This window comes from Streptomyces griseoloalbus, from assembly GCA_014650015.1.
GTDB classification, from domain to species: domain Bacteria; phylum Actinomycetota; class Actinomycetes; order Streptomycetales; family Streptomycetaceae; genus Streptomyces; species Streptomyces griseoloalbus.
This window is the reverse complement of sequence record BMUD01000013.1, coordinates 23,798-46,246: the sequence shown is the minus strand read 5'-3', so window position 1 is coordinate 46,246 and position 22,449 is coordinate 23,798. Positions and strand designations below refer to the sequence as shown.

The following is a 22,449-nucleotide window of genomic DNA, read 5'->3' as shown; positions in this document are numbered from 1 at the left end:
TTGAAGCATTCCGGTGGCCGGGGGGCTCGGGCAGTGCGTGCTGTCATCACCGCACATGACAAATGTCAGACGGGCACGGGTGAAGGGCACGACAAAGGCCCCGGTCGATGACCGGGGCCTTGACCCTGAGCGGACGACGAGGCTCGAACTCGCGACCTCAACCTTGGCAAGGTTGCGCTCTACCAACTGAGCTACGTCCGCATTGCCTCCGACCGGCTCTCACCGATCGGCGCGGGCACCAGCCTACCTGATCCACCACAGTGGTCGGTACGGCGATGCAGAGCGGGTGACAGGAATTGCACACTGCGCCTTCCCCCTGGAAGGGGGATGTTCTACTACTGAACTACACCCGCATGTACTCCGTGAGCCGGGCCTTTCGGCCTTGCCCCTCGGCGTGCTCCAGACTCTAGCTGATCAGCGGGGGTGCTGCGCAAGTCGGTTGCCGCGAGGGGTGGGTGACCGGCCGTCGGACGGGCCACCCGCCCCGCCCGGTTCCGGTCACCCGACCGGCGCGGTTCCGGTCACCCGACCGGCTCACTGCGCCGCGGTGAACGCCTCGTAGACCTTCTTGGGGATGCGTCCCCGCGCGGGGACGTCCATCCGGTTCGCCTGCGCCCAGGCGCGCACGGCCGCCGGGTCGGGGGCGACCTCCGTCTGCCGGTACGCCTTGCCGGAGCGCGACCGCTTGCGGCCGGCGTCCACGTAGGGCGCGAGCGCCTTCCGCAGTTTCCTGGCGTTGGCTTCATTGAGGTCGATCTCGTACGACTTGCCGTCGAGTCCGAAGGCGATCGTTTCCGCCGCTTCCGAGCCGTCGATGTCGTCAAAGAGAGTGACCACGACCTTCTGCGCCACGAATATCGGTCCCTTCGTGCGACACCTCTCGTCCGTACGTCCGTGATGACGTGCCGGTACGTCGCCGAGATGTCGGCTGTTCGCCTGTAATCGGGCAAAGTATCTGCTAATGACAATTCATTTGTACAGTGCCCGGCAATGCAATGTGAAGCCCGACTAAATCTGTCCGCGTGTCTGTGGCGCAATAGAGATGAGCGAGTGAACGTGGATCTTTCCCGGATCTTTTCCCTGGCGTCTCCCTGCGATGCCGAATCGTGATGGGGGTCACGTAGATTCCTACAACTCTACCCGCGTAGAAATTTTGTGCGGGTAGTCTGAAGGAACCTGCTCAGCACCACACACCGGGAGTGCCAGTGGCACGCGTCGTAGTCGACGTCATGCTCAAGCCGGAGATCCTCGACCCCCAGGGCCAGGCGGTGCAGCGCGCACTGCCGCGACTGGGTTTCGAGGGGATCTCGGACGTCCGCCAGGGAAAGCGATTCGAACTGGAAGTTGACGGGCCGGTCGACGAGGCCGCGCTCGCCCGTATCCATGATCTTGCGGAATCCTTCCTCGCCAACACCGTGATCGAGGACTTCACCGTCAGGGTCGAGGAAGTCGCGGAGGCCGCGAAGTGACCGCTCGTATTGGCGTAGTCACTTTCCCGGGCAGCCTGGACGACCGGGACACGCAGCGCGCGATCCGCGTCGCCGGCGCCGAACCCGTCGCCCTCTGGCACAAGGACAAGGACCTCAAGCAGGTCGACGCCGTGGTGCTCTGCGGTGGTTTCTCGTACGGCGACTATCTGCGCGCCGGTGCCATCGCGCGCTTCTCGCCGGTGATGGACTCCGTCATCGACCAGGCCAAGGCCGGCCTGCCGGTGCTCGGCATCTGCAACGGCTTCCAGATCCTCACCGAGGCGCACCTGCTCCCCGGCGGCATGCTGGGCAACGATCATCTGCACTTCATCTGCCGCGACCAGAAGCTGCGGGTGGAGAACGCGGACACCGCCTGGACCACCGACTACACGGCCGGCCAGGAGATCCACATCCCGCTGAAGAACATGGACGGCCGCTACGTCGCCGACCGGCGCACGCTGGACGAGCTGGAGGCCGAGGGCCGGGTCGCCTTCCGCTACATGGACTTCAACCCCAACGGCTCGCTCAACGACATCGCCGGCATCACCAACGCGGCGGGCAACGTCGTCGGTCTGATGCCGCACCCCGAGCACGCCGTCGAGCCGCTGATCGGCACGGGCCGTACCGACGGCCTGCCGTTCTTCACGTCGATCCTCAAGAAGCTGGTCAACGCATGAGCCGGACGCCTCTGGACACGGTCGAGCACGCGGCCGCGACCCCCGACGTCGAGCTGCCCTGGGCCGAGCTGGGCCTGAAGAAGGACGAGTACGAGCGGGTGGTGGAGATCCTCGGCCGCCGCCCGACCGGCGCCGAGCTCGCCATGTACTCGGTGATGTGGTCCGAGCACTGCTCGTACAAGTCCTCCAAGGTCCACCTCCGCCAGTTCGGCGAGAAGGCCCCCGAGTCCGACGCCCTGCTCGTCGGCATCGGCGAGAACGCCGGTGTCGTCGACGTCGGCCAGGGCTACGCGGTCACCTTCAAGGTCGAGTCGCACAACCACCCGTCGTACGTCGAGCCCTACCAGGGCGCGGCCACGGGCGTGGGCGGCATCGTCCGCGACATCATCGCGATGGGCGCCCGCCCGGTCGCCGTCGTGGACCCCCTGCGCTTCGGCGCCGCGGACCACCCCGACACCAAGCGCGTCCTGCCGGGTGTCGTCGCCGGCATCGGCGGCTACGGCAACTGCCTGGGCCTGCCCAACATCGGCGGCGAGGTCGTCTTCGACGCCTGCTACCAGGGCAACCCCCTGGTCAACGCCGGTGCCATCGGCGTGATGCGGCACGAGGACATCCACCTCGCCAAGGCGTCCGGCCCGGGCAACAAGGTCATCCTGTACGGCGCCCGGACCGGCGGCGACGGCATCGGCGGCGCCTCGATCCTGGCCTCCGAGACCTTCGACGACGCCAAGCCGTCCAAGCGCCCCGCCGTCCAGGTCGGCGACCCCTTCCAGGAGAAGCTCCTCATCGAGTGCACCCTGGAGGCGTTCAAGGAGAAGCTGGTCGTCGGCATCCAGGACCTGGGAGCCGCGGGCCTGTCCTGCGCGACCAGCGAGCTGGCCTCCAACGGCTCCGGCGGCATGCGCGTCACCCTGGACGACGTCCCGCTGCGCGACTCCACGCTCTCGCCCGAGGAAATCCTCATGAGCGAGTCCCAGGAACGCATGTGCGCGGTCGTCGAGCCCGACAAGGTCGACCGCTTCCTCGAGATCTGCGACAAGTGGGACGTCATCGCCACCGTCATCGGCGAGGTGACCGACGGCGACCGCCTGGAGATCTACTGGCACGGCGGCAAGATCGTCGACGTCGACCCGCGCACGGTCGCCCACGAGGGCCCGACGTACGAGCGCCCGTACGCCCGCCCGTCCTGGCAGGACGAACTCCAGGCGGACGACGCGAACAAGCTGCCCCGCCCGCAGACGTCCCAGGACCTGAAGGACCAGGTCCTGAAGCTGGTGGGCTCGCCCAACCAGGCGTCCAAGCAGTGGATCACCCAGCAGTACGACCACTTCGTGCAGGGCAACACCGTCCTCGCCCAGCCCGAGGACTCCGGCATGATCCGCATCGACGAGGCGTCCGGCCTCGGCGTCGCGATCGCCACCGACGGCAACGGCCGCTACGCCAAGCTCGACCCGTACACGGGCGCGCAGCTGGCCCTCGCGGAGGCGTACCGGAACGTGGCGACGACCGGCGCCAAACCCCTCGCGGTCTCCGACTGCCTGAACTTCGGCTCGCCGGAGGACCCGGCGGTGATGTGGCAGTTCGCGGAGGCCGTACGCGGTCTGGCGGACGGCTGCCGGCAGCTCGGCACCCCGGTGACCGGCGGCAACGTCTCCCTCTACAACCAGACCGGCGAGGCGGCCATCCACCCCACCCCGGTGGTGGCCGTGCTCGGCGTCATCGACGATGTGGCCCGCCGCACCCCGGTCGCCTTCCAGGAGGAGGGCCAGCTGCTGTACCTCCTCGGCGACACCCGTGAGGAGTTCGGCGGCTCGGCCTGGTCCCAGGTCGTCCACGACCACCTGGGCGGCCTGCCCCCGAAGGTCGACCTGGAGCGGGAACGCCTGCTGGCCGAGATCCTGATCTCCGCCTCCCGCGACGGCATGATCGACTCCGCGCACGACCTGTCCGACGGCGGTCTGATCCAGGCGGTCGTCGAGTCGGCGCTGCTCGGCGGCAAGGGCGCGCGTCTGGTCGTCCCGGACGGCCTGGACGCGTTCACCTTCCTCTTCTCGGAGTCGGCCGGCCGCGCGATCGTGGCCGTACCGCGCTCGGAGGAGCTCCGCTTCAACGACATGTGCGGGGCGCGCGGCCTCCCGGCCACCCGCGTCGGTGTCGTCGACGGCGACACGGTGGAGCTCCAGGGCGAGTTCTCCCTCACCCTGGCGGAACTGCGCGAGACCCACGAGGCGACGATCCCGGCACTGCTGGTCTGATCCTCCGCCTCCCGCACGAAGCCCCCGCCCGGACCGGGCGGGGGCTTCGGCGTACCGAAAGTCGTCGGCGACAGGCTCTTGTGCGGAATTACGTAGTTACGTAATCTCGTGGGTGTGGAACTCGAAGAGCGCATGACCGATCTCGAACGCCGACTGGCGGCACTGGAGGCGGCCGACCGTGCCGCCCCCCGGCTCGGCGAGGGCGACTTCTGGGCCCTCGAAGGGCTGAAGGAGCAGCTCGCCGAGCTGCGGGCCGCCGACGGAGGCGTGCTGTTCACCGGCGCGGTCCGGCTGCCGACCGGCGAGCAGTACGAGTGGCAGCACGGCGCGCTCACCGAAGGGCTGCTGGCCTACGAGTGGCCGGACGCCGCCGAGGCGCTCGCCGCGCTCGGCCATCCGGTGCGGCTCCGGCTGCTCCGCGAGATAGTCGGCGGCCGGCGCACCGCGGCGGAACTGGCGGAGCTGGAGGAGATCGGCACGACCGGCCAGATCTACCACCACCTGCGCCAGCTCACCGGTGCCGGCTGGCTGCACACCACGGGCCGGGGCCGCTACGAGGTTCCGCCCGGCCGGGTCGTACCGCTGCTGGTGACGCTGTCGGCGGCGCGTCCCTGACCACCGCCGGCACAGAGGACAAGGGGGAAACATGTCCGCACGCAAACTCGCCCAGACTGCCTTCCGCGGTCTGCAGATCGGCTTCATCGGGCTGGTGATCGCCCACATCGCGTTCGACTGGGGCTACGCCTGGTGGTGGAACCTGCTGCCGCTGGCCCTGGCCTACGCCCTCGTCATCGCGGTGAACAGGTGGGGCGGTACTCCGGACGCCCCCGGCTCGGCCCGTGAGCCGGTCGAGGTCGACCCGCCCGTCACCGGCCGCTGGACCGCGCTGAACAGCCCGGCCGACCGCACCCCGAGCCACGGGGTGCACGCCTACGGCCAGACCTACGCCATCGATGTCCTGGCCGAACCCGAGCCGGGTGCCCGTCCGGGCTTCTCCGCGCTGTGGCCGCTCGCCCGCCGCGCGGACGCCTTCCCGGCGTTCGGTGCCCCACTGCGAGCCGTCGCCGACGCCCGGGTCGTAAGCGCCGACGACCGGCAGCGCGACCACCTCAGCCGGACCTCGCTGCCCGCCCTGCTGTACCTGATGCTGATCGAGGGCTCGGTGCGCGAGATGTCGGGAGTCCGCCGGATCCTCGGCAACCACGTGGTGCTGGACCTCGGCGACGGCACCTACGCCGCCTACGCCCATCTGCGGCGCGGCTCCCTCACGGTGCGCGAGGGCGACCGGGTGGGCGCCGGGGACGTGATCGCCGCCTGCGGCAACTCCGGCAACTCCACCGAGCCCCACCTGCACTTCCAGCTGATGGACGGTCCCGACCCGGACACCGCCCGCGGCATACCGTTCACCTGGCGCGGCCTGGGCGTCCCCCGCAACGGCGAGTCGTTCGACATAGCCGAATACGGCGCCGGCCACCCCCGTGTGACGCCTTAGGCTGCCGCCATGCCACCGGCCAGGAAACGCGCCCGTACCTATGACCCCGCCAGGACCCGCACCGCCGTGCTGGCGCAGTTCGCAAACGTGCGGGCGGCCGTGCGCCCCCTCACCCCCGAGCAGCTCGCGCGGCCGACGCGGCTGGGCGAGTGGACCGTACGGGAACTGGTGGCGCACATCGGGATGGCGTTGACCGCCGTGGACCGGCTGCTGGACGAGCCCGAGCCCGCGCGGCAGGACGGGCGGCTGCTCGACTGGCCGTTCGCGATAGCCGCCGAGGCGGACGCCATCGCCGCGACCGCCCGTCGGTCGGCCGCGGACCACCCCGACCCCGACGCCCACCTGGCCGACGTCGAGCGGCGCTTCACCGCTCGCCTCGACGCGCACCCCGGCGGCAGGCTGCTGCCCACCAGTGCCGGCGCCCTGCCGCTGGCCGACTACGTCGTCACCCGCACCGTGGAACTCGTCGTCCACACCGACGACCTCAACGCCGCCGTGCCCGGCCTCGACATCCCCTACGACCGTCAGGCCCTCGCCGCCTGCACCCGGCTGCTGGCCGACGCGCTCGCGGCGAAGGCGCCCGGCGGCTCGACCGAGGTGCGGATCCCGCCGTACGCGGTGGTGCAGTGCGTGGAGGGGCCCCGGCACACCCGCGGCACCCCGCCGAACGTCGTCGAGACCGACCCGCTGACCTGGATCCGCCTGGCCACCGGGCGCACGGCCTGGCCGGACGCCGTCGCCGACGCCCGGGTCAGCGCGAGCGGGGAGCGGGCGGACCTGGGGCCGTATCTGCCGCTGCTGACGTGATCCCCGGACCGAAGGGGAACCGCCCGCTCCCGTCTCCCGTCGAATCGGCATGTACAGGCAGAAGCACCAGCAGCGCATGACCCTGATGGCAGTCGCCGTGCTCGTCCCGCTCGCGGCGGCCTGTGGCAGCGAACGGGCGGGAGCGGGCAGCGGCACCGCCGGCGTGGACGAACCGGTCACCGGCATCCGCTGGAGCGTCGACAGCGTCACCGTCGACGGCACCACCCACCGGGCCCCCGGCAGCGCACACGTCACCCTCGACGACAAGGGCCGGGCCGAGGGCAGCTACGGATGCAACACCTTCAGTTCCAAGGCCGCCGTCGACGGCGACCGGATCAGCCTCAGCGACGCCGCCTCCACCGAGATGGCCTGCGACGACCAGCCCATGGACTTCGAACGCGCCCTCTCCCGCACCCTCGCCGACAGCGCCCTGAAGGCCGATGTGAAGGGCGACCGCCTCACCCTCACCACCGACGCCGGCGACACCGTCCGCCTCAGCGAGGCGAAGGACACCCCGCTGGCCGGCACCAAGTGGACCGTCACCACCCCCGCCACCGACAGCCGCGCCCACCTCACCTTCGACGAGAAGAAGGGCACCGTCTCCGGCAGCCTCGGCTGCAACCAGGTGAACGCCGAGGCCACCGTGCGCGACGGGCATATCACCCTGGGCGCGCCCTCCACGACCCGAATGATGTGCGAAGACTCACTCATGGACAGCGAGAAGGCCCTGACGAAGCTCTTCGACGCCACGCTCGCCTACTCCATCGATCACCGCACGCTCACGCTGACCAGCGAAAACGGGGCCGAGGTCCGTGCCGTCGCCGAGGGCTGATGCATGACGGCGGCCGCATCGCGCATTCGGACCAGTGGGCGATCTCGCCTACACTCGGTGGCGTGCCACGTGGTGACGGACGACTCAACCACGACCTGCTCCCCGGCGAGAAGGGCCCCCAGGACGCTTGCGGCGTCTTCGGTGTCTGGGCTCCGGGCGAAGAGGTCGCCAAGCTCACGTACTTCGGGCTCTACGCCCTCCAGCATCGGGGCCAGGAATCCGCGGGAATCGCGGTCAGCAACGGCTCCCAGATCCTCGTCTTCAAGGACATGGGCCTCGTTTCCCAGGTCTTCGACGAGACCTCGCTCGGTTCACTCCAGGGTCACATCGCGGTCGGACACGCCCGCTACTCGACCACTGGCGCCTCCGTGTGGGAAAACGCCCAGCCGACGTTCCGCGCCACCGCGCACGGATCCATCGCGCTCGGCCACAACGGCAACCTGGTCAACACGGCGCAGCTCGCCGAACTGGTCGGCGAGCTCCCCAAGGAGAACGGCCGTTCCCCGAAGGTCGCGGCCACCAACGACACCGACCTGATCACCGCCCTGCTGGCCGGCCAGCGCGCCGCCGACGGCGAACCGGTGACCGTGGAGCAGGCCGCGCACGTGGTCCTCCCGAAGGTCAGGGGCGCCTTCAGCCTCGTCTTCATGGACGAGAACACCCTCTACGCGGCCAGGGACCCGCAGGGCATCCGCCCGCTGGTCCTGGGCCGCCTGGAGCGCGGCTGGGTGGTCGCCTCCGAGTCCGCCGCCCTCGACATCTGCGGCGCCAGCTTCGTGCGCGAGATCGAACCGGGCGAGTTCGTCGCCATCGACGAGAACGGCCTGCGCACCTCCCGATTCGCGGAAGCGAAGCCCAAGGGCTGTGTCTTCGAGTACGTGTACCTGGCCCGCCCGGACACCGACATAGCCGGCCGGAACGTGTACCTCTCGCGCGTCGAGATGGGCCGCCGCCTCGCCAAGGAGGCACCGGCCGAGGCCGACCTGGTCATACCGACCCCGGAGTCGGGCACCCCGGCCGCCATCGGCTACGCGGAGGCGTCCGGCATCCCCTTCGGCGCCGGCCTGGTCAAGAACGCGTACGTCGGACGTACGTTCATCCAGCCCTCGCAGACCATCCGGCAGCTCGGCATCCGCCTGAAGCTGAACCCGCTCAAGGAAGTCATCAAGGGCAAGCGCCTGGTCGTGGTCGACGACTCGATCGTCCGCGGCAACACCCAGCGCGCCCTGGTCCGCATGCTCCGCGAGGCGGGCGCCGCCGAGGTCCACATCCGGATCTCCTCGCCGCCCGTGAAGTGGCCGTGCTTCTTCGGCATCGACTTCGCCACCCGCGCCGAGCTCATCGCCAACGGCATGACCATCGAGGAGATCGGCACCTCGCTGGGCGCCGACTCCCTGGCGTACATCTCCATCGACGGCATGATCGAGGCGACCACCATCGCCAAGCCGAACCTGTGCCGCGCCTGCTTCGACGGCGAGTACCCGATGGAGCTGCCCGACCCCGAGCTCCTCGGCAAGCAGCTCCTGGAGACCGAGCTGGCCGCCGGCACCGCCGCCCCGGCCGCGGTCGACGCGATCCGCCGCCCGTAAGCCCTGACGGACGACACGAAAGCTCTCACAGTCATGTCCCAGAACACTGGTGCCAGCTACGCAGCGGCGGGCGTCGACATCGAGGCGGGCGACCGCGCCGTCGAGCTGATGAAGGAGTGGGTGAAGAAGACGCAGCGCCCCGAGGTCCTCGGCGGCCTCGGCGGCTTCGCCGGCCTCTTCGACGCCTCCGCCCTGAAGAAGTACGACCGTCCGCTGCTCGCCTCCGCCACGGACGGCGTCGGCACCAAGGTCGACATCGCGCGGCAGCTGGGCGTGTACGACTCCATCGGCCACGACCTGGTCGCCATGGTCATGGACGACATCGTGGTGTGCGGCGCCGAGCCGCTGTTCATGACCGACTACATCTGCGTCGGCAAGGTTCACCCCGAGCGGGTCGCCGCCATCGTCAAGGGCATCGCCGAGGGCTGTGTACTGGCCGGATGCGCCCTGGTCGGCGGTGAGACGGCCGAACACCCGGGCCTGCTGGGTCCGGACGACTTCGACGTCGCCGGCGCCGGTACGGGCGTCGTGGAGGCCGACCGGCTGCTCGGCGCGGATCGCATCCGTACGGGTGACGCGGTGATCGCCATGGCGTCCTCCGGCCTTCACTCCAACGGCTACTCCCTCGTCCGGCACGTGCTGCTGGACCGGGCGGGGCTCGCCCTGGAGAGCCGGATCGACGAGCTGGGCCGCACCCTCGGCGAGGAACTGCTCGAGCCCACCAAGATCTACTCGCTGGACTGCCTGGCCCTGATCCGCACCACCGAGGTGCACGCGTTCAGCCATGTCACCGGCGGCGGCCTCGCGGCCAACCTGGCCCGAGTGATCCCCGACGGACTGCACGCGACCGTCGACCGCTCCACCTGGACCCCCGCCCCGGTCTTCGACCTCGTCGGCCGGACCGGCTCGGTGGAGCGACTGGAGCTGGAGAAGACCCTCAACATGGGGGTCGGCATGATCGCGATCGTGCCGCAGGAGTCCGTCGAGGTGGCGCTGGCGACGCTGGCCGACCGCGGTGTGGACGCCTGGGTGGCCGGCGAGATCACCGACCGCGGCGAGCACACCACGGGCGCGGCCCTCGTCGGTGACTACGCGAACTGAGCACCGGGACACCGAGCACCGGAACGCTGCCCGCGCGGTGACCGTGCGGGCAGCACGGGCAGGGAGTCGGCCCGGACGGCAGGCGCGGTCAGGGCAGCACTGAACCCGGTCGGTGACCGGGGCCACCGACCGGGTTCATGCTCAGCGCAAGGTCAAGCGCCGCGACGCTGTTGCGAGGACGGTCCGTCCTCGCCCTCGTCGTCGTCCTCATAGAGGTCGGCGTACCGTGCGTACAGGTCGTCGTCTTGCTCATCGTCCTCGAAATGGTCACCGTTCGGTGACTGGTTCGACGGCGATGCGCCCAGCTCCTCGGCCAGGCGTGAGAGATCAGTCCCACCGCTGTTGTACTTCAGCTGGCGGGCGACCTTCGTCTGCTTGGCCTTGGCCCGGCCGCGCCCCATGGCTCGACCCCCTCAACGACGGGGCTCGACGGCCCCAGAGTCTTGACACGCGTTCATGGTCCAGAACGGACTCTCCGCGGAAAGTCCGGTCCGTAGGGCTTCCACGGTACCTGAGCCCGCGCCCATACGGTACGTCGCCCGCATGACGTGCCCGCGCCCAGGACCTTCGAGGCGCCCCGTCCTCGCTGGTCAACCGCGATTTTAACCAGTTATCGGCGGTCGACCCGCCGGGAGAAGTGAGAGTTGTCTCCAAGTGCCCGCCGACGGGTACCGGTCATATGTGCGAGGGCGCCCCGCAGGGGCCGCCCTCGCGGGCCTCATCGCGCCGGGCGCGCCTCCGCCATCCGCTGCTCGGCGATCCGGTCGGCCGCGGCGGCCGGCGGAATCCCGTCTTCCTTCGCACGTGCGAATATGGCGAGCGTGGTGTCGAAGATCTTCGCCGCCTTCGCCTTGCACCGGTCGAAGTCGAAGCCGTGCAGCTCGTCGGCGACCTGGATGACCCCGCCGGCGTTCACCACGTAGTCCGGCGCGTAGAGGATCCCGCGGTCGGCGAGGTCCTTCTCCACTCCCGGGTGGGCGAGCTGGTTGTTGGCGGCGCCGCAGACCACCGTGGCGGTCAGCACCGGCACGCTGTCGTCGTTCAGCGCCCCGCCCAGCGCGCACGGGGCGTAGACGTCCAGGCCCTCGGTGCGGATCAGCGCCTCGGTGTCGGCGACCGCCGACACGCCCACGGGGTGCCGGTCGAGGATCCGCCGTACGGCCTCCTCGCGCACATCGGTGATGACGACCTCGGCGCCCTCGGCCCGCAGGTGCTCCACCAGGTGGTGGCCGACCTTGCCGACGCCCGCGACGCCGACCTTGCGGTCGCGCAGCGAGGGGTCGCCCCACAGGTGCTGGGCGGAGGCCCGCATGCCTTGGTAGACGCCGAAGGCGGTGAGCACCGAGGAGTCGCCGGCGCCGCCGTTCTCGGGGGAGCGGCCGGTGGTCCAGCGGCACTCACGGGCCACGACGTCCATGTCGGCGACGTAGGTGCCGACGTCGCAGGCGGTGACGTACCGGCCGCCCAGCGAGGCGACGAACCGGCCGTAGGCCAGCAGCAGCTCCTCGCTCTTGATCTGCTCCGGGTCACCGATGATCACGGCCTTGCCGCCGCCGTGGTCGAGACCGGCCATGGCGTTCTTGTACGACATCCCGCGCGCGAGGTTCAGGGCGTCGGCGACGGCCTCCTCCTCGGTGGCGTACGGGTAGAAGCGCGTACCACCGAGGGCGGGGCCCAGCGCGGTGGAGTGGATGGCGATGACGGCCTTGAGGCCACTGGCACGGTCCTGACAGAGCACGACTTGCTCGTGGCCCCCCTGGTCCGAGCGGAACAGGGTGTGCAGGACGCCGTCAGATACGTCGGTCACTGTGGTGACTCCTGAGTAAGTAGCGGCGGTGTGGGAGCAGCCTCCCGTGGAGGTGGCGGGGGCTGTGAGCACGAGATTAGAGCCTGCCGTGCCCACAGTGGTGACCATGCCGGGGATCACCTCCGACCGGAGTACCGCCGTGCGACGATTTGCATGGATTTCCCGTGTGTCCGCGCGAGGGCCCCACAGGTTTTCGCGACGGTCCGCGGGGGAGGGAGCAGGCGTGCCCAAGGTGTCCTCGCTGATCGTCCCCTACGCGACCTACTTGCGCGTGTACGAACCGCTGGCCGCCTTCCCGGAGCCGGAACGCGGCCACTGGGCCCGTTACGCCCGCCGCCCCGACCGCCCCTCCTGCCAGGACGAACTGCGCCGGGCGCTGGCCGACCTCGCGCCCACCCCGCCGGTGCCGGTACCGGTGCACGAGAGCGACGACGCGTTCGTGCTGGAGGCCGACGGCGTGATCTGCGTCTGCCCCTGGCGCACCCGGCTGCGCGGCTGGCAGGCCCTCGGTGAGCTCGCCGAGGACTTCCCCCTGCCGGTCCTGGACGCGCTCTTGCCCCCGGTCGTACGGCACCAGGCCACTCAGGACTACGAACGCTGGCTCGCCGACCACCCCGACGCCCGGCCGTGGATCCGTACCGCGACCTGGCAGGTGCCGATCAACTGGTTCGTGCTGTTCGCGGACGACGAGCGGGAGTACGCCAAGGGCTCCGCCGAGGAGGCACCCGTACTGCGCTACCGGGCCCCCATGGTCCAGGCCCGGCGCCGGGTGGCGCGCGGGCTGCGGGCGCTGCGGGACGCCATGGAGGAGAGTCTGCTGATCGACGGCCTGGTGGACGTCGGACGCTGGCTGGAGGAGTTCCACCCGCGCTCACTGGTCGAGCTGGACTACGGCGGGCTGGTGCACGCCCTGCCGGCCGGCACGCTGGAGGACGACCACTCGGCGGCGGACGTGGCCGAAGGGATCGCGGCGCTGCGCCGGGGCGACGAGGAGGGCGCCGGAGCGGCCTACGGGCGTCTCGTGGAGCGCTGGCGCTCGGTGCGCGACCTGCGCTCGGCGAACTGACGTTTGACCAAACGCCCCTTCTTGGGGTTTTGTCATCGCACTGAGGTGTCTGAGGTTCCGTCAGTGCGGGCCCGGCAGCGGACGTAGATGCCGATCCGGGCGTTTGTCCCAAGCGCGCCAAGCGTGACGGACCGCACGTACGCGGCCCTTGCGTCCCTTGCCCCTCCTCATGCCAAAATAGGACAAGGAGTCCGGGGAGGGCTCCTCCGTCCTACTGTGCTCGGCTATGGGCGGAATCTCAGCATTGCGTGCTTTGGGGGGTCTGGTGACTCCTGAACGCCGCTGTGACTGATCGTCACAGTGGCGTGACTGTCCGCTATGGCATGGTCCATCGGCTTCCGCGGCTGATGAACACCTGGGAGGGCAATTCCATCGGTTTGGCCGACGTGGCTGGACAGATGGTGTAGTTGTAGTGCCGAGGACAAGCCGTTCGTCCTATAACCGACTCGACTCGCGTCCGCCATTTCGGGCAACGCGGGTCAAGGTGCAGAATTTAGAGGAAAGAACCGAGAAGGTTCGGTTCTCCCGAGGAGGCCGCTCATGACCGCTCGCACCCCTGATGCCGAGCCGCTGCTGACCCCGGCTGAGGTCGCCACCATGTTCCGCGTCGACCCCAAGACGGTCACGCGCTGGGCGAAGGCAGGCAAGCTCACGTCGATCCGCACGCTCGGCGGGCACCGCCGCTACCGCGAAGCCGAGGTCCGCGCACTGCTCGCGGGCATTCCGCAGCAGCGCAGCGAGGCCTGAACAACTGAATGAACCGGGCATAACCGGCTGGTCCCCCACTGGTCGAGACGCCCGGAACCCTAGCTCCAAGCGACGCGGGGACTGCCCCAACAGGCCCCACGCCCACACCGATCAGAGCTTTCCAGGCAACTGAACAAGGGTGCGTCGTCGATCGCGCTGGACTCCGCCGGGTCCAGCGCGATCTTTTTTGTGCGCTGTTGGTGGGCCCGGCCGTGCCCGGCGGGTCTCGGGGAGCGCTCTGTGCGCGGGCTTGTCGGACTCTGGGGCCGGGTGGGGGATCACCTGTGGGCCGGCCGGTGCGGGCCTCGCCGAGTGGTGCAATTGCACATATTAAATTGACCTGTTGTAGGAGAGGTGTAAGTACCGCACTCCCCAAAACTCACACGGTGACACCCGTCACATACCAGTCGGCTTGTTAAGCCCATGGCATATGCGCTAAAGAGAACGCGCGTTGGCGCCGGACCGTTCCTCGGCGGGTTCCGGGACGCCGGGCGGGGAGGCCATCGCCAGCCGCAACAGGCGATGACAGATCGGGCAGTGACGCGTCAGATGCCGGTACGACGACGCGGCCGACAGGTGCGCACGCAGCAACGCCCGCGTCTCATGCCTGGCCGATGCCGCCATACGCCACCCCCAGCGGGCCCACACGGGAAGAGGTCCTGCCTCCTGGAGTACCGAGGGAACGGGGGCCCGTCAAGACGGCAGAGAGGCGCTGACGGCGCTGACGGGCACACAGTGCCCCGAAGCGCGCGGAAGAGCCCGGGTCCGAAGACCCGGGCTCTTCCGGTCGAGGTCCTGGCGGGACGTGCCGTGCCCCATCGCGGCCCCGCCGCAGGGCGCGGCCCAGGGTGTGCCGATGCGCGAAGAAGGCCCGCACCCCCAAGGGGTGCGGGCCTTCTCCGTGTTGCGGTCCTGACGGGATTTGAACCCGCGGCCTCCACCTTGACAGGGTGGCGAGCACTCCAAACTGCTCCACAGGACCAGGTTTCGCAGCGCCATTCCTGCGTTGCGCTGCGAGAAGGACTCTACAGGAGGGAAACCCCCTTGGTCGAACTCACCCTGCGTACCGGGCCTGTTACGGCACCGCCGCGTCGATCGCCTTCACGATCCGCTTGTCCGACACCGGATACGCCGTGCCGAGCGCGTGGGCGAAGTAGCTGACCCGCAGCTCCTCGATCATCCAGCGGATCTCCCGCACCTGCTGCGGAACGGGCCGTCCCGGCGGCATCTGCTCCAGCAGCCACGCGTACTCGTCCCGCATCTCATGGACCTTCGCCATGCGCGTCGTGTCCCGCTGCACGTTCGCCGGCATCTGCTGCAGGCGGCGGTCCGCGGCGACCAGATACCGCATCAGGTCCGGCAGCCGGCGCAGTCCCGCCTCCGTCACGAAACCCGGCCGCACGAGCCCGTCCAGCTGCCCCCGCACGTCCTGCAGGTTCGGCAGCAGCGCGGGGCTCCGTACGCCCTTCAGGCGCCGCTCACAGGCCTGCCACGCGGCCAGCACCTGCTGCACCTGGCCCACCGCACGGACCGTCGTGTCCACGATCTCCGCGCGGACCTTGTCGTACAGCTTCCGGTACGACTCCTCGTCCCACGCCGGCCCGCCGAAGTCCGCGATCAGCTTGTCCGCCGCGGCCATCGCGCAGTCGTCGAACAGCGCCTGCACGGAACCGTGCGGATTCGCCGACAGCGCCAGCTTCTGAGCGTTCGTCAGCTTCTCGGAAGCGAACTTCGCGGGATTGACCGGGATGCCCAGCAGAATCAGCCGGCGCGTGCCCCTCCACATCGCCTCCGCCTGCTCGGCCTCCGTGTCGAACAGCCGAACGGACACCGTGTCACCGTCGTCCACCAGCGCCGGATACGCCTTCACCGGCTGACCGGCACGACGGGTCTCGAACACGCGGGTGAGCGAACCGATCGTCCAGTCCGTCAGCCCCTTGCGCTCCAGGGACTCGCCACCCTCGCGCTGCGCGGTGGCGGCAGCGGCCTGCGACAGGGCCTTGCGGGCCTTCGGCCGCAGACTGAGCTTCAGCGCCTCCAGATCCTTGTCCTCGGCGAGCTTGCGCCGCCGCTCGTCGACGATCCTGAAGGTGATCTTCAGATGGTCCGGAACGCGCGACCAGTCGAAGTCCTCCGCCTCGAAGGGCACCCCGACCATCCGCTTCAGCTCACGGGCCATCGTCACGGTCAGCGGCTCCTGCGGCGACTGTGTCCGATGGTGCCCCTCCGGGGACGACGCCCGCTCCAGGAACGCCTTCGCGAAGTTCGGCGCCGGCACGTAGTTGCGGCGGATCGGCTTGGGAAGCGACCGGATCAGCTCCGTGACGACCTCCTCGCGCAGGCCCGGAATCTGCCAGTCGAACCCCTCGTCCGTCACCTGGTTGAGCACCTGGAGCGGGACGTGGACCGTCACACCGTCGGCGTCCGCACCCGGCTCGAACTGGTACGTCACCCGGAACTTCAGCGGGCCCTGCCGCCACGTGTCCGGATAGTCGGCCTTGGTGACGGCCTCAGCCGACTCCCGGATGAGCATCTCGCGCTCGAAGTCGAGGAAGTCGGGCTGCTCGTGCCGCTTGTGCTTCCACCACGAGTCGAAGTGCGCCCCCGACACCACGTGCTCGGGGATCCGCTGGTCGTAGAAGTCGAACAGGGTCTCGTCGTCGACCAGGATGTCCCGCCGCCGCGCCCGGTGCTCCAGCTCCTCGACCTCGGTCAGCAGCCGCCGGTTGTCCGCGAAGAACTTGTGATGCGTCCGCCAGTCGCCCTCGACCAACGCGTTGCGGATGAACAGCTCACGGGAGGCCTCCGGATCGATCCGGCCGTAGTTCACCTTCCGCTGCGCCACGATCGGAACGCCGTACAGCGTCACCTTCTCGTACGCCATCACGGCCGCCTGGTCCTTCTCCCAGTGCGGCTCGCTGTACGTGCGCTTCAGCAGGTGCTCGGCGAGCGGCTCCACCCACTCCGGCTCGATCTTCGCGTTGACCCGCGCCCACAACCGCGACGTCTCCACCAGCTCGGCCGACATCACGAACCGGGGCGGCTTCCGGAACAGCGCCGACCCCGGGAAGATCGCGAACTTGGCGTTCCGCGCGCCCAGGTACTCGTTACGGCCGCCGTCCTTGCGGCCCGCCGGGCCGGAGTCCTTGGACTCCTTCACGTCCTTCATGCCGATGTGCGAGAGCAGACCCGCCAGCAGGGACACATGGATGTGATCCGCCGGGGCGTCGTCCTCGTTCAGATGGATGCCCATCTGCTTGGCGACCGTCCGCAGCTGCGTGTAGATGTCCTGCCACTCGCGGATCCGCAGGAAGTTCAGATACTCCTGCTTGCACATCCGCCGGAACGACGACGAACCGCGCTCCTTCTGCTGCTCGCGGACGTACCGCCACAGATTGAGGTAGGCCAGGAAGTCACTGGACTCGTCCCGGAACCGCGCATGCTGCTGGTCCGCCTGCGCCTGCTTGTCCGCCGGCCGCTCCCGCGGGTCCTGGATCGACAACGCCGCCGCGATGACCATGACCTCACGGACACAGCCGTTGCGGTCCGCCTCCAGCACCATGCGCGCCAGCCGCGGGTCCACCGGCAACTGCGCCAGCTTCCGGCCCGTCTGTGTCAGCCGCTTGCGCGGATCCTTCTGCGCGGCGTCGAGCGCACCCAGCTCCTGCAGCAACTGCACACCGTCACGGATGTTGCGGTGGTCCGGCGGGTCGATGAACGGGAACTTCTCGATCTCGCCCAGACCGGCCGCCGTCATCTGCAGGATCACCGAGGCGAGGTTCGTCCGCAGGATCTCCGCGTCCGTGAACTCCGGCCGGGACAGGAAGTCGTCCTCGCTGTACAGACGGATGCAGATACCGTCCGACGTACGACCGCAGCGCCCCTTGCGCTGATTGGCGCTGGCCTGCGACACCGCCTCGATCGGCAGCCGCTGCACCTTCGTGCGATGGCTGTACCGCGAGATGCGGGCGAACCCGGGATCGATGACGTACTTGATGCCCGGGACGGTCAGGGACGTCTCGGCCACGTTGGTCGCCAGAACAATCCTGCGACCACTGTGCTGCTGGAAGACCCGATGCTGCTCGGCATGGGACAGCCGGGCGTACAACGGCAGCACCTCGGTCGAGCGATACCGCTTCTTCGTCAGCGCGTCCGCCGTGTCCCGGATCTCCCGCTCACCGGAGAGGAAGACCAGGATGTCGCCGGGCCCCTCCGCCATCAGCTCCTCGACGGCGTCCGTGATCGCGGTGATCTGGTCGCGGTCGGCGTCGTCCGAGTCCTCCTCCAGCAGCGGGCGGTAACGGACCTCCACCGGATAGGTGCGCCCGCTGACCTCGATGATCGGGGCGTCACCGAAATGCCGTGAGAAACGCTCCGGGTCGATGGTCGCGGAGGTGATGACGACCTTGAGATCGGGCCGCTTCGGCAGCAACTGCGCCAGATAACCGAGCAGGAAGTCGATGTTCAGCGACCGCTCGTGCGCCTCGTCGATGATGATCGTGTCGTAGGCGCGCAGCTCGCGATCGGTCTGGATCTCCGCGAGCAGGATGCCGTCGGTCATCAGCTTGATGAACGTGGCCTCCGGATTCACCTGGTCGGTGAAGCGGACCTTCCAGCCGACGGCCTCCCCGAGCGGGGTATCCAGCTCCTCGGCGACCCGCTCGGCCACCGTGCGGGCGGCGATGCGCCGGGGCTGGGTGTGGCCGATCATGCCCCGGACGCCCCGGCCCAGCTCCAGACAGATCTTCGGGATCTGCGTGGTCTTCCCGGACCCGGTCTCACCCGCGACGATCACCACCTGGTGATCGCGGATGGCCTCCGCGATCACGTCCTTCTTCTGGCTGACGGGCAACTGCTGCGGGTACCGGATCTCCGGCATCCGGGCACGCCGCGCGGTCATCCGCTCCTCGGCCCCGGCGACCTCCGCCTCGATCTCGGCGAATACGGCAGCGCGGGCCTCCGGCTTACGGATCGTGCGTGCACCCTCGAGCCTCCGCCCGAGCCGGTGCGCATCGCGCAGCGACAACTCGGTGAGGCGGGAGGCAAGGGAGCCGAGAGCGGGGGCAGAGTGCGTAGACATACGGACTCCAGGATCTCATCCCGCGGAAATTCGCGGCCAATGGTTTTGCCGGGACACACAACAAGGCCCCGATCGATGATCGGGGCCTTACTGTGGCTGGGGCCGGGGTCGAACCGGCGACCTATCGCTTTTCAGGCGATCGCTCGTACCAACTGAGCTACCCAGCCGCGGTGTTTCACGTGAAACACCAGCGGTCCTGACGGGATTTGAACCCGCGGCCTCCACCTTGACAGGGTGGCGAGCACTCCAAACTGCTCCACAGGACCAAGCGTGTCGTACGACAGTGTCGCACAGGGTGGTGCGTGCCCCCAACGGGATTCGAACCCGTGCTACCGCCTTGAAAGGGCGGCGTCCTAGGCCGCTAGACGATGAGGGCTATCGGCCCGCCTGGGCGCTTCGCAGCGCGTCGGGGACGTGAGAAGCATATGGGATGGGGGGAGGGTTCGCCAAAACGGTTTACGGGGAGGTCGTCGAGGGGGTGGCGGAGGACGGGCCGGGCGACGGGGTCGCGCCGGGCTGGTTCTCCTTGGGGAGGTGGCGGCTGACCTCCGCCGTCGTCAGACCGAGGCCGCCCAGTTCGATCGAGTCCCAGGCCTGGAGGCGGCGGGTGTCGCGGTCGAAGTAGAGGATCGACGTCTCGATCGGGTCGGGGTACTTGCCCTCGATGGCCCGCAGGCCGCTGCCGCCGGTGGAGCCTTCTACGCGCAGCCGGGTGCCGTACCGCATGACCTCCGTCTTCTCGTGGTGGATGTGGCCGGCCAGGACCAGGGGCACGGTGCCGTCGACCTCGCGGGCGGCGGACGGTTCATGGGCGATCGCGACGTCCACCGGGGTACCGGCGCTCCGCTGGTCGCGCAGGGCGGAGGCGAGGCGGGCGCCCGCCAGTTCCTGGGACTGCTCGGCTCCGGTCCTCTTCGCGCGGTCGGGCGTGAACTGGGGATCGCCGATGCCGGCGAAGCGCAGGCCGGCGACGGTTCGGGCCTTGCCGTCGTCGAGGACGTGGACGTTCCTCATGCCTTCGAGGTAGCGCTGGGTGACGAGCGAGTCGTGGTTGCCGCGGACCCAGACGTAGGGGGCGCCGAGGTCCTCGATGGGGTCGAGGAAGCCGTTCTCGGTGGCGGTGCCGTGGTCCATGGTGTCGCCCGAGTCGACGATCACGTCCACCCGGTACTGCTCCACCAGCGAGGCGATGATCTTCCAGCTGGCCGGGTTGAGATGGATGTCGGAGACGTGCAGGACGCGGATGGTGGTCGGGTCGGGCTGGTAGGCGGGGAGGGTGGAGGTGGCGTCGTAGAGCTTGGTCACGTTGGTGACGAGACGGGCCAACTCCTTCTGGTAGACGTCGAACTCGGTGACGATGCTGCGCGCGTCGCCGACGAGGGACGGGGCGGAGGAGAGCAGGCCGGAGAACTTCGGCTCCAGGACGGAGTCGGCGTTCCAGGTGGCGTAGGCGGTGCCGCCGGACGCGGCCAGGAGGGTGAGGGCGAGACCGCCCGCGCCGAGGGCGCGGCGGGGGCGGCGGTAGACGACGAGACCGAGGGCGGTGGCCCCGGTGACGACGGCGATGCAGGAGCGTACGGCGAGGTCGGCGGTGCCGTGGGTGATGTCCTGGGCGACCTCGTCCTGGAGGCCGGAGAGGCGTTCGGGGTGGTCGACGAGGGCCTGGGAGCGTTCGGGGTCGAGCTGGTCGACGTTGACGTCGAGGCGGACGGGGGCGACGTGGCTGTCGAGCTGCAGGGCGCCCAGGGGGGAGATGTTGATCTTTGTGCCGCCGGTGATGGAGGGGCGCAGGGTCATGGTGGTGTTCATGGGGCCGACGGGGACGCGGACGTTGCCGACGACGAGCAGGCCCAGCCAGGCGCCGAGGACCACGACGGTGACGAGGCCGGCGGCGCGGGTCCAGGGGTGCGCCTGGGGGACGAGGGCGATGGCCCTCGGGGCGGGCCGGCGGGAGCGGTAGCGGCGGGTGAGGGCCCGCGGGACCCGTCGGATGCGGTGCAGGGCGTTCACGACTGGGGAGGGGACGCGGGCCATTGGTCCCGTATGCCCAAGTCGACGGCCGGATATGCGGGGGTCCTGGGCATCTCGTACGGACGGCTCGTACCTGACAATGGCTCTGTGCTGGAGATGACGCGCGAGATGTTCGAGGAGCTGGTCGCCGAGGCGCTGGACCGGATCCCGCCGGAGTTGACGCGATTGATGGACAACGTCGCGGTGTTCGTCGAGGACGAGCCGCCGGCGGACGATCCGGAGCTGCTCGGGGTGTACGAGGGGACTCCGCTGACGGAACGGGGTGAGTGGTACGCGGGTGTGCTGCCGGACCGGATCACCATTTTCCGGGGGCCGACGTTGCGGATGTGCGAGTCCCGGGAGGACGTCGTCGCCGAGACGGAGATCACGGTGGTGCACGAGATCGCGCACCACTTCGGGATCGATGACGCCCGGCTGCACGCGCTCGGTTACGGCTAGAACCTGCCTGACCATTCGCGTCGTCGCCCGCAGGGCGGCCTCGCGGCGTCAGAGTGCGTGCATGGCGTCGCGAGGCAGGCGGGAACTGTCAGACAGGCCCAGGGGGTGCCGTTCGGATCGTGCCGGGGTCGCGGTGCCCGGCACGCGCATCCGCCGCGTGGTCGTCGGCCGCCAGGGCTCCGCCCCAGTGTCCTCCTCCGCCTTGCAGCTGCTGCACGCACCGGACCCCGCTCGGCTCGGCCGCAAGGCGCCGTTTCCCGGAAGTCGGCATGATCCGAACGACACCCCTTAGGCCGTTTGCGTGTCTTCTTGTGGGTGGCGGGAGTTGGGGTGGTTGACCCTGCACTCCCATCGGAGGTGGCTCCGTGCGCCGCTTGTTGGTACCTGTCCGCCTGGCCGCCACCCTCGTGGCCGTGGCCGCTGCCGCCGGCTGCGTGAGTGTGGGGGAGGACGGTGCGGGCGGGAGCGCCGGGCCGTCGCATTCCTCGGGGCGGCCGGGTGGTGAGGCACCGGACGGGGGTGCGGCGGTGTCGGGCGGTGGGCCCGGCTACGGGGCCGCGGCGGCCGACGGTGAGCGTGGTCACGCCGGCCAGGGCGAGGGGCACAAGGGCAAGGGGACTAAGGGCGGGGCGGGGAAGCCGGAGTCGGCGGGGGTGACGCCGTCCGCGGGAGCGAGCCGGTCCGCGCCGGCCGATGACGGGCCAGAGGGGCCGGCCGGGCCGCCCCCTGACGACCGGCCCGTTCCGCCGGAGCCCTCGCGGACGCCGGATCCGCAGCCGTCCCCGACGCCGCCCGAGACATCGGTTGCACCGGAGCCGACGCAGGCGGAGCCGTCCTCGTCGGCGCACGAGCCGCCCGAGACGCAGTTGGCGCAGCGGGAGCCGGCGCCGGAAGCGGGGGCGCCGGTCTAGCGTTCTTTCCCTCGCCGACCCGCGTGTCCGCCCGCCGAACCGGCCGGCCCGTCCCTGGCTCACCCCGCTGACCTGCGGATTGTTCCGGGACGTTGGCTCGGTTTGCTTTCGGGGGGTCGGGGTGCGTATGGTGGCAGATCGTTTGAT

19 protein-coding genes and 6 tRNA genes are annotated in these 22,449 nt (G+C 69.7%); 13 read left to right on the top strand and 12 right to left on the bottom strand.

The window, feature by feature from the left end; genetic code table 11:
- Nucleotides 1-128 precede the first annotated feature (128 nt).
- The 3 genes from IE178_RS20325 to IE178_RS20315 all read right to left on the bottom strand — a co-directional run bounded on the left by IE178_RS20325 (nt 129) and on the right by IE178_RS20315 (nt 852).
- Nucleotides 129-201 (bottom strand) — tRNA-Gly (locus tag IE178_RS20325).
- Between the two features lie 80 nt (nt 202-281).
- A tRNA-Gly gene (locus tag IE178_RS20320) sits at nt 282-353 on the bottom strand.
- Between the two features lie 181 nt (nt 354-534).
- Nucleotides 535-852 carry a histone-like nucleoid-structuring protein Lsr2 gene (locus IE178_RS20315; protein WP_184764448.1) on the bottom strand — a complete coding sequence of 106 codons (318 nt, stop codon included), beginning with the start codon at nt 850-852 and terminating at the stop codon, nt 535-537.
- Nucleotides 853-1,205: 353 nt separating this feature from the next.
- Here IE178_RS20315 and purS point away from each other — a divergent pair, with 353 nt between their 5' ends.
- From purS to purM, 9 genes are all read left to right on the top strand, one after another.
- The gene (gene purS / locus IE178_RS20310; RefSeq protein ID WP_006133353.1) at nt 1,206-1,469 is read left to right on the top strand and encodes a phosphoribosylformylglycinamidine synthase subunit PurS; all 264 of its coding nucleotides are present in this window, start codon (nt 1,206-1,208) and stop codon (nt 1,467-1,469) included.
- A complete protein-coding gene (gene purQ / locus IE178_RS20305; protein ID WP_193513298.1) occupies nt 1,466-2,146 on the top strand; it encodes a phosphoribosylformylglycinamidine synthase subunit PurQ in 681 nt (226 codons plus the stop codon). The genes purS and purQ overlap by 4 nt, the downstream gene beginning before the upstream one ends.
- Nucleotides 2,143-4,401 (top strand): phosphoribosylformylglycinamidine synthase subunit PurL, encoded by a 2,259-nt coding sequence (purL, locus tag IE178_RS20300; RefSeq protein ID WP_184764450.1) that lies wholly within the window; start codon nt 2,143-2,145, stop codon nt 4,399-4,401. Before purQ ends, purL begins: the two co-directional genes overlap by 4 nt.
- A 114-nt stretch (nt 4,402-4,515) precedes the next feature.
- Nucleotides 4,516-5,016, top strand: a complete 501-nt coding sequence (locus tag IE178_RS20295; RefSeq protein ID WP_193513297.1) for an ArsR/SmtB family transcription factor — start codon at nt 4,516-4,518, stop codon at nt 5,014-5,016.
- 31 nt (nt 5,017-5,047) lie between these two features.
- Nucleotides 5,048-5,893, top strand: coding sequence for a M23 family metallopeptidase (locus IE178_RS20290; protein WP_193513296.1), 846 nt, complete (start codon nt 5,048-5,050; stop codon nt 5,891-5,893).
- A gap of 9 nt (nt 5,894-5,902) precedes the next feature.
- Nucleotides 5,903-6,700, top strand: coding sequence for a maleylpyruvate isomerase family mycothiol-dependent enzyme (locus IE178_RS20285; protein WP_193513295.1), 798 nt, complete (start codon nt 5,903-5,905; stop codon nt 6,698-6,700).
- A gap of 49 nt (nt 6,701-6,749) precedes the next feature.
- Complete coding sequence (locus IE178_RS20280; protein WP_193513294.1) at nt 6,750-7,532, top strand: META domain-containing protein; 783 nt, start codon at nt 6,750-6,752, stop codon at nt 7,530-7,532.
- Between the two features lie 62 nt (nt 7,533-7,594).
- Complete coding sequence (gene purF, locus IE178_RS20275; protein WP_184764453.1) at nt 7,595-9,121, top strand: amidophosphoribosyltransferase; 1,527 nt, start codon at nt 7,595-7,597, stop codon at nt 9,119-9,121.
- A gap of 33 nt (nt 9,122-9,154) precedes the next feature.
- A complete protein-coding gene (gene purM, locus IE178_RS20270) occupies nt 9,155-10,222 on the top strand; it encodes a phosphoribosylformylglycinamidine cyclo-ligase (RefSeq protein ID WP_184764454.1) in 1,068 nt (355 codons plus the stop codon).
- Nucleotides 10,223-10,374: 152 nt separating this feature from the next.
- On the opposite strand, the gene IE178_RS20265 is transcribed toward purM, so the two are convergent.
- Nucleotides 10,375-10,623, bottom strand: coding sequence for a DUF3073 domain-containing protein (locus IE178_RS20265; protein ID WP_184764455.1), 249 nt, complete (start codon nt 10,621-10,623; stop codon nt 10,375-10,377).
- Between the two features lie 317 nt (nt 10,624-10,940).
- Entirely contained in the window at nt 10,941-12,029 is a 1,089-nt protein-coding gene (locus IE178_RS20260) for a Leu/Phe/Val dehydrogenase (RefSeq protein ID WP_184764456.1), read from the bottom strand.
- Between the two features lie 223 nt (nt 12,030-12,252).
- Here IE178_RS20260 and IE178_RS20255 point away from each other — a divergent pair, with 223 nt between their 5' ends.
- Both IE178_RS20255 and bldC read left to right on the top strand, forming a co-directional pair.
- Nucleotides 12,253-13,095, top strand: coding sequence for a DUF8083 family protein (locus tag IE178_RS20255; RefSeq protein ID WP_193513293.1), 843 nt, complete (start codon nt 12,253-12,255; stop codon nt 13,093-13,095).
- 540 nt (nt 13,096-13,635) lie between these two features.
- A complete protein-coding gene (gene bldC, locus IE178_RS20250; protein ID WP_003949541.1) occupies nt 13,636-13,842 on the top strand; it encodes a developmental transcriptional regulator BldC in 207 nt (68 codons plus the stop codon).
- A gap of 435 nt (nt 13,843-14,277) precedes the next feature.
- On the opposite strand, the gene IE178_RS36075 is transcribed toward bldC, so the two are convergent.
- From IE178_RS36075 to IE178_RS20220, 7 genes are all read right to left on the bottom strand, one after another.
- Nucleotides 14,278-14,466 carry a DUF6274 family protein gene (locus IE178_RS36075; protein WP_318280146.1) on the bottom strand — a complete coding sequence of 63 codons (189 nt, stop codon included), beginning with the start codon at nt 14,464-14,466 and terminating at the stop codon, nt 14,278-14,280.
- Nucleotides 14,467-14,749: 283 nt separating this feature from the next.
- Nucleotides 14,750-14,824 (bottom strand) — tRNA-Asp (locus IE178_RS20245).
- A gap of 93 nt (nt 14,825-14,917) precedes the next feature.
- Nucleotides 14,918-18,922 carry an ATP-dependent RNA helicase HrpA gene (hrpA, locus tag IE178_RS20240; RefSeq protein ID WP_193513292.1) on the bottom strand — a complete coding sequence of 1,335 codons (4,005 nt, stop codon included), beginning with the start codon at nt 18,920-18,922 and terminating at the stop codon, nt 14,918-14,920.
- 93 nt (nt 18,923-19,015) lie between these two features.
- Nucleotides 19,016-19,089: transfer RNA gene (locus IE178_RS20235), tRNA-Phe, on the bottom strand.
- Nucleotides 19,090-19,113: 24 nt separating this feature from the next.
- Nucleotides 19,114-19,188: transfer RNA gene (locus tag IE178_RS20230), tRNA-Asp, on the bottom strand.
- 37 nt (nt 19,189-19,225) lie between these two features.
- Nucleotides 19,226-19,298 (bottom strand) — tRNA-Glu (locus IE178_RS20225).
- An 80-nt stretch (nt 19,299-19,378) separates the two neighbouring features.
- Nucleotides 19,379-20,956 (bottom strand): metallophosphoesterase family protein, encoded by a 1,578-nt coding sequence (locus tag IE178_RS20220; protein ID WP_184764459.1) that lies wholly within the window; start codon nt 20,954-20,956, stop codon nt 19,379-19,381.
- An 84-nt stretch (nt 20,957-21,040) separates the two neighbouring features.
- Here IE178_RS20220 and IE178_RS20215 point away from each other — a divergent pair, with 84 nt between their 5' ends.
- Nucleotides 21,041-21,391 carry a metallopeptidase family protein gene (locus IE178_RS20215; RefSeq protein ID WP_184764460.1) on the top strand — a complete coding sequence of 117 codons (351 nt, stop codon included), beginning with the start codon at nt 21,041-21,043 and terminating at the stop codon, nt 21,389-21,391.
- A 365-nt stretch (nt 21,392-21,756) separates the two neighbouring features.
- On the top strand, nt 21,757-22,302 hold the full coding sequence (locus tag IE178_RS36970) for a hypothetical protein (RefSeq protein WP_438874394.1): 546 nt from the start codon (nt 21,757-21,759) through the stop codon (nt 22,300-22,302).
- Nucleotides 22,303-22,449 lie beyond the last annotated feature (147 nt).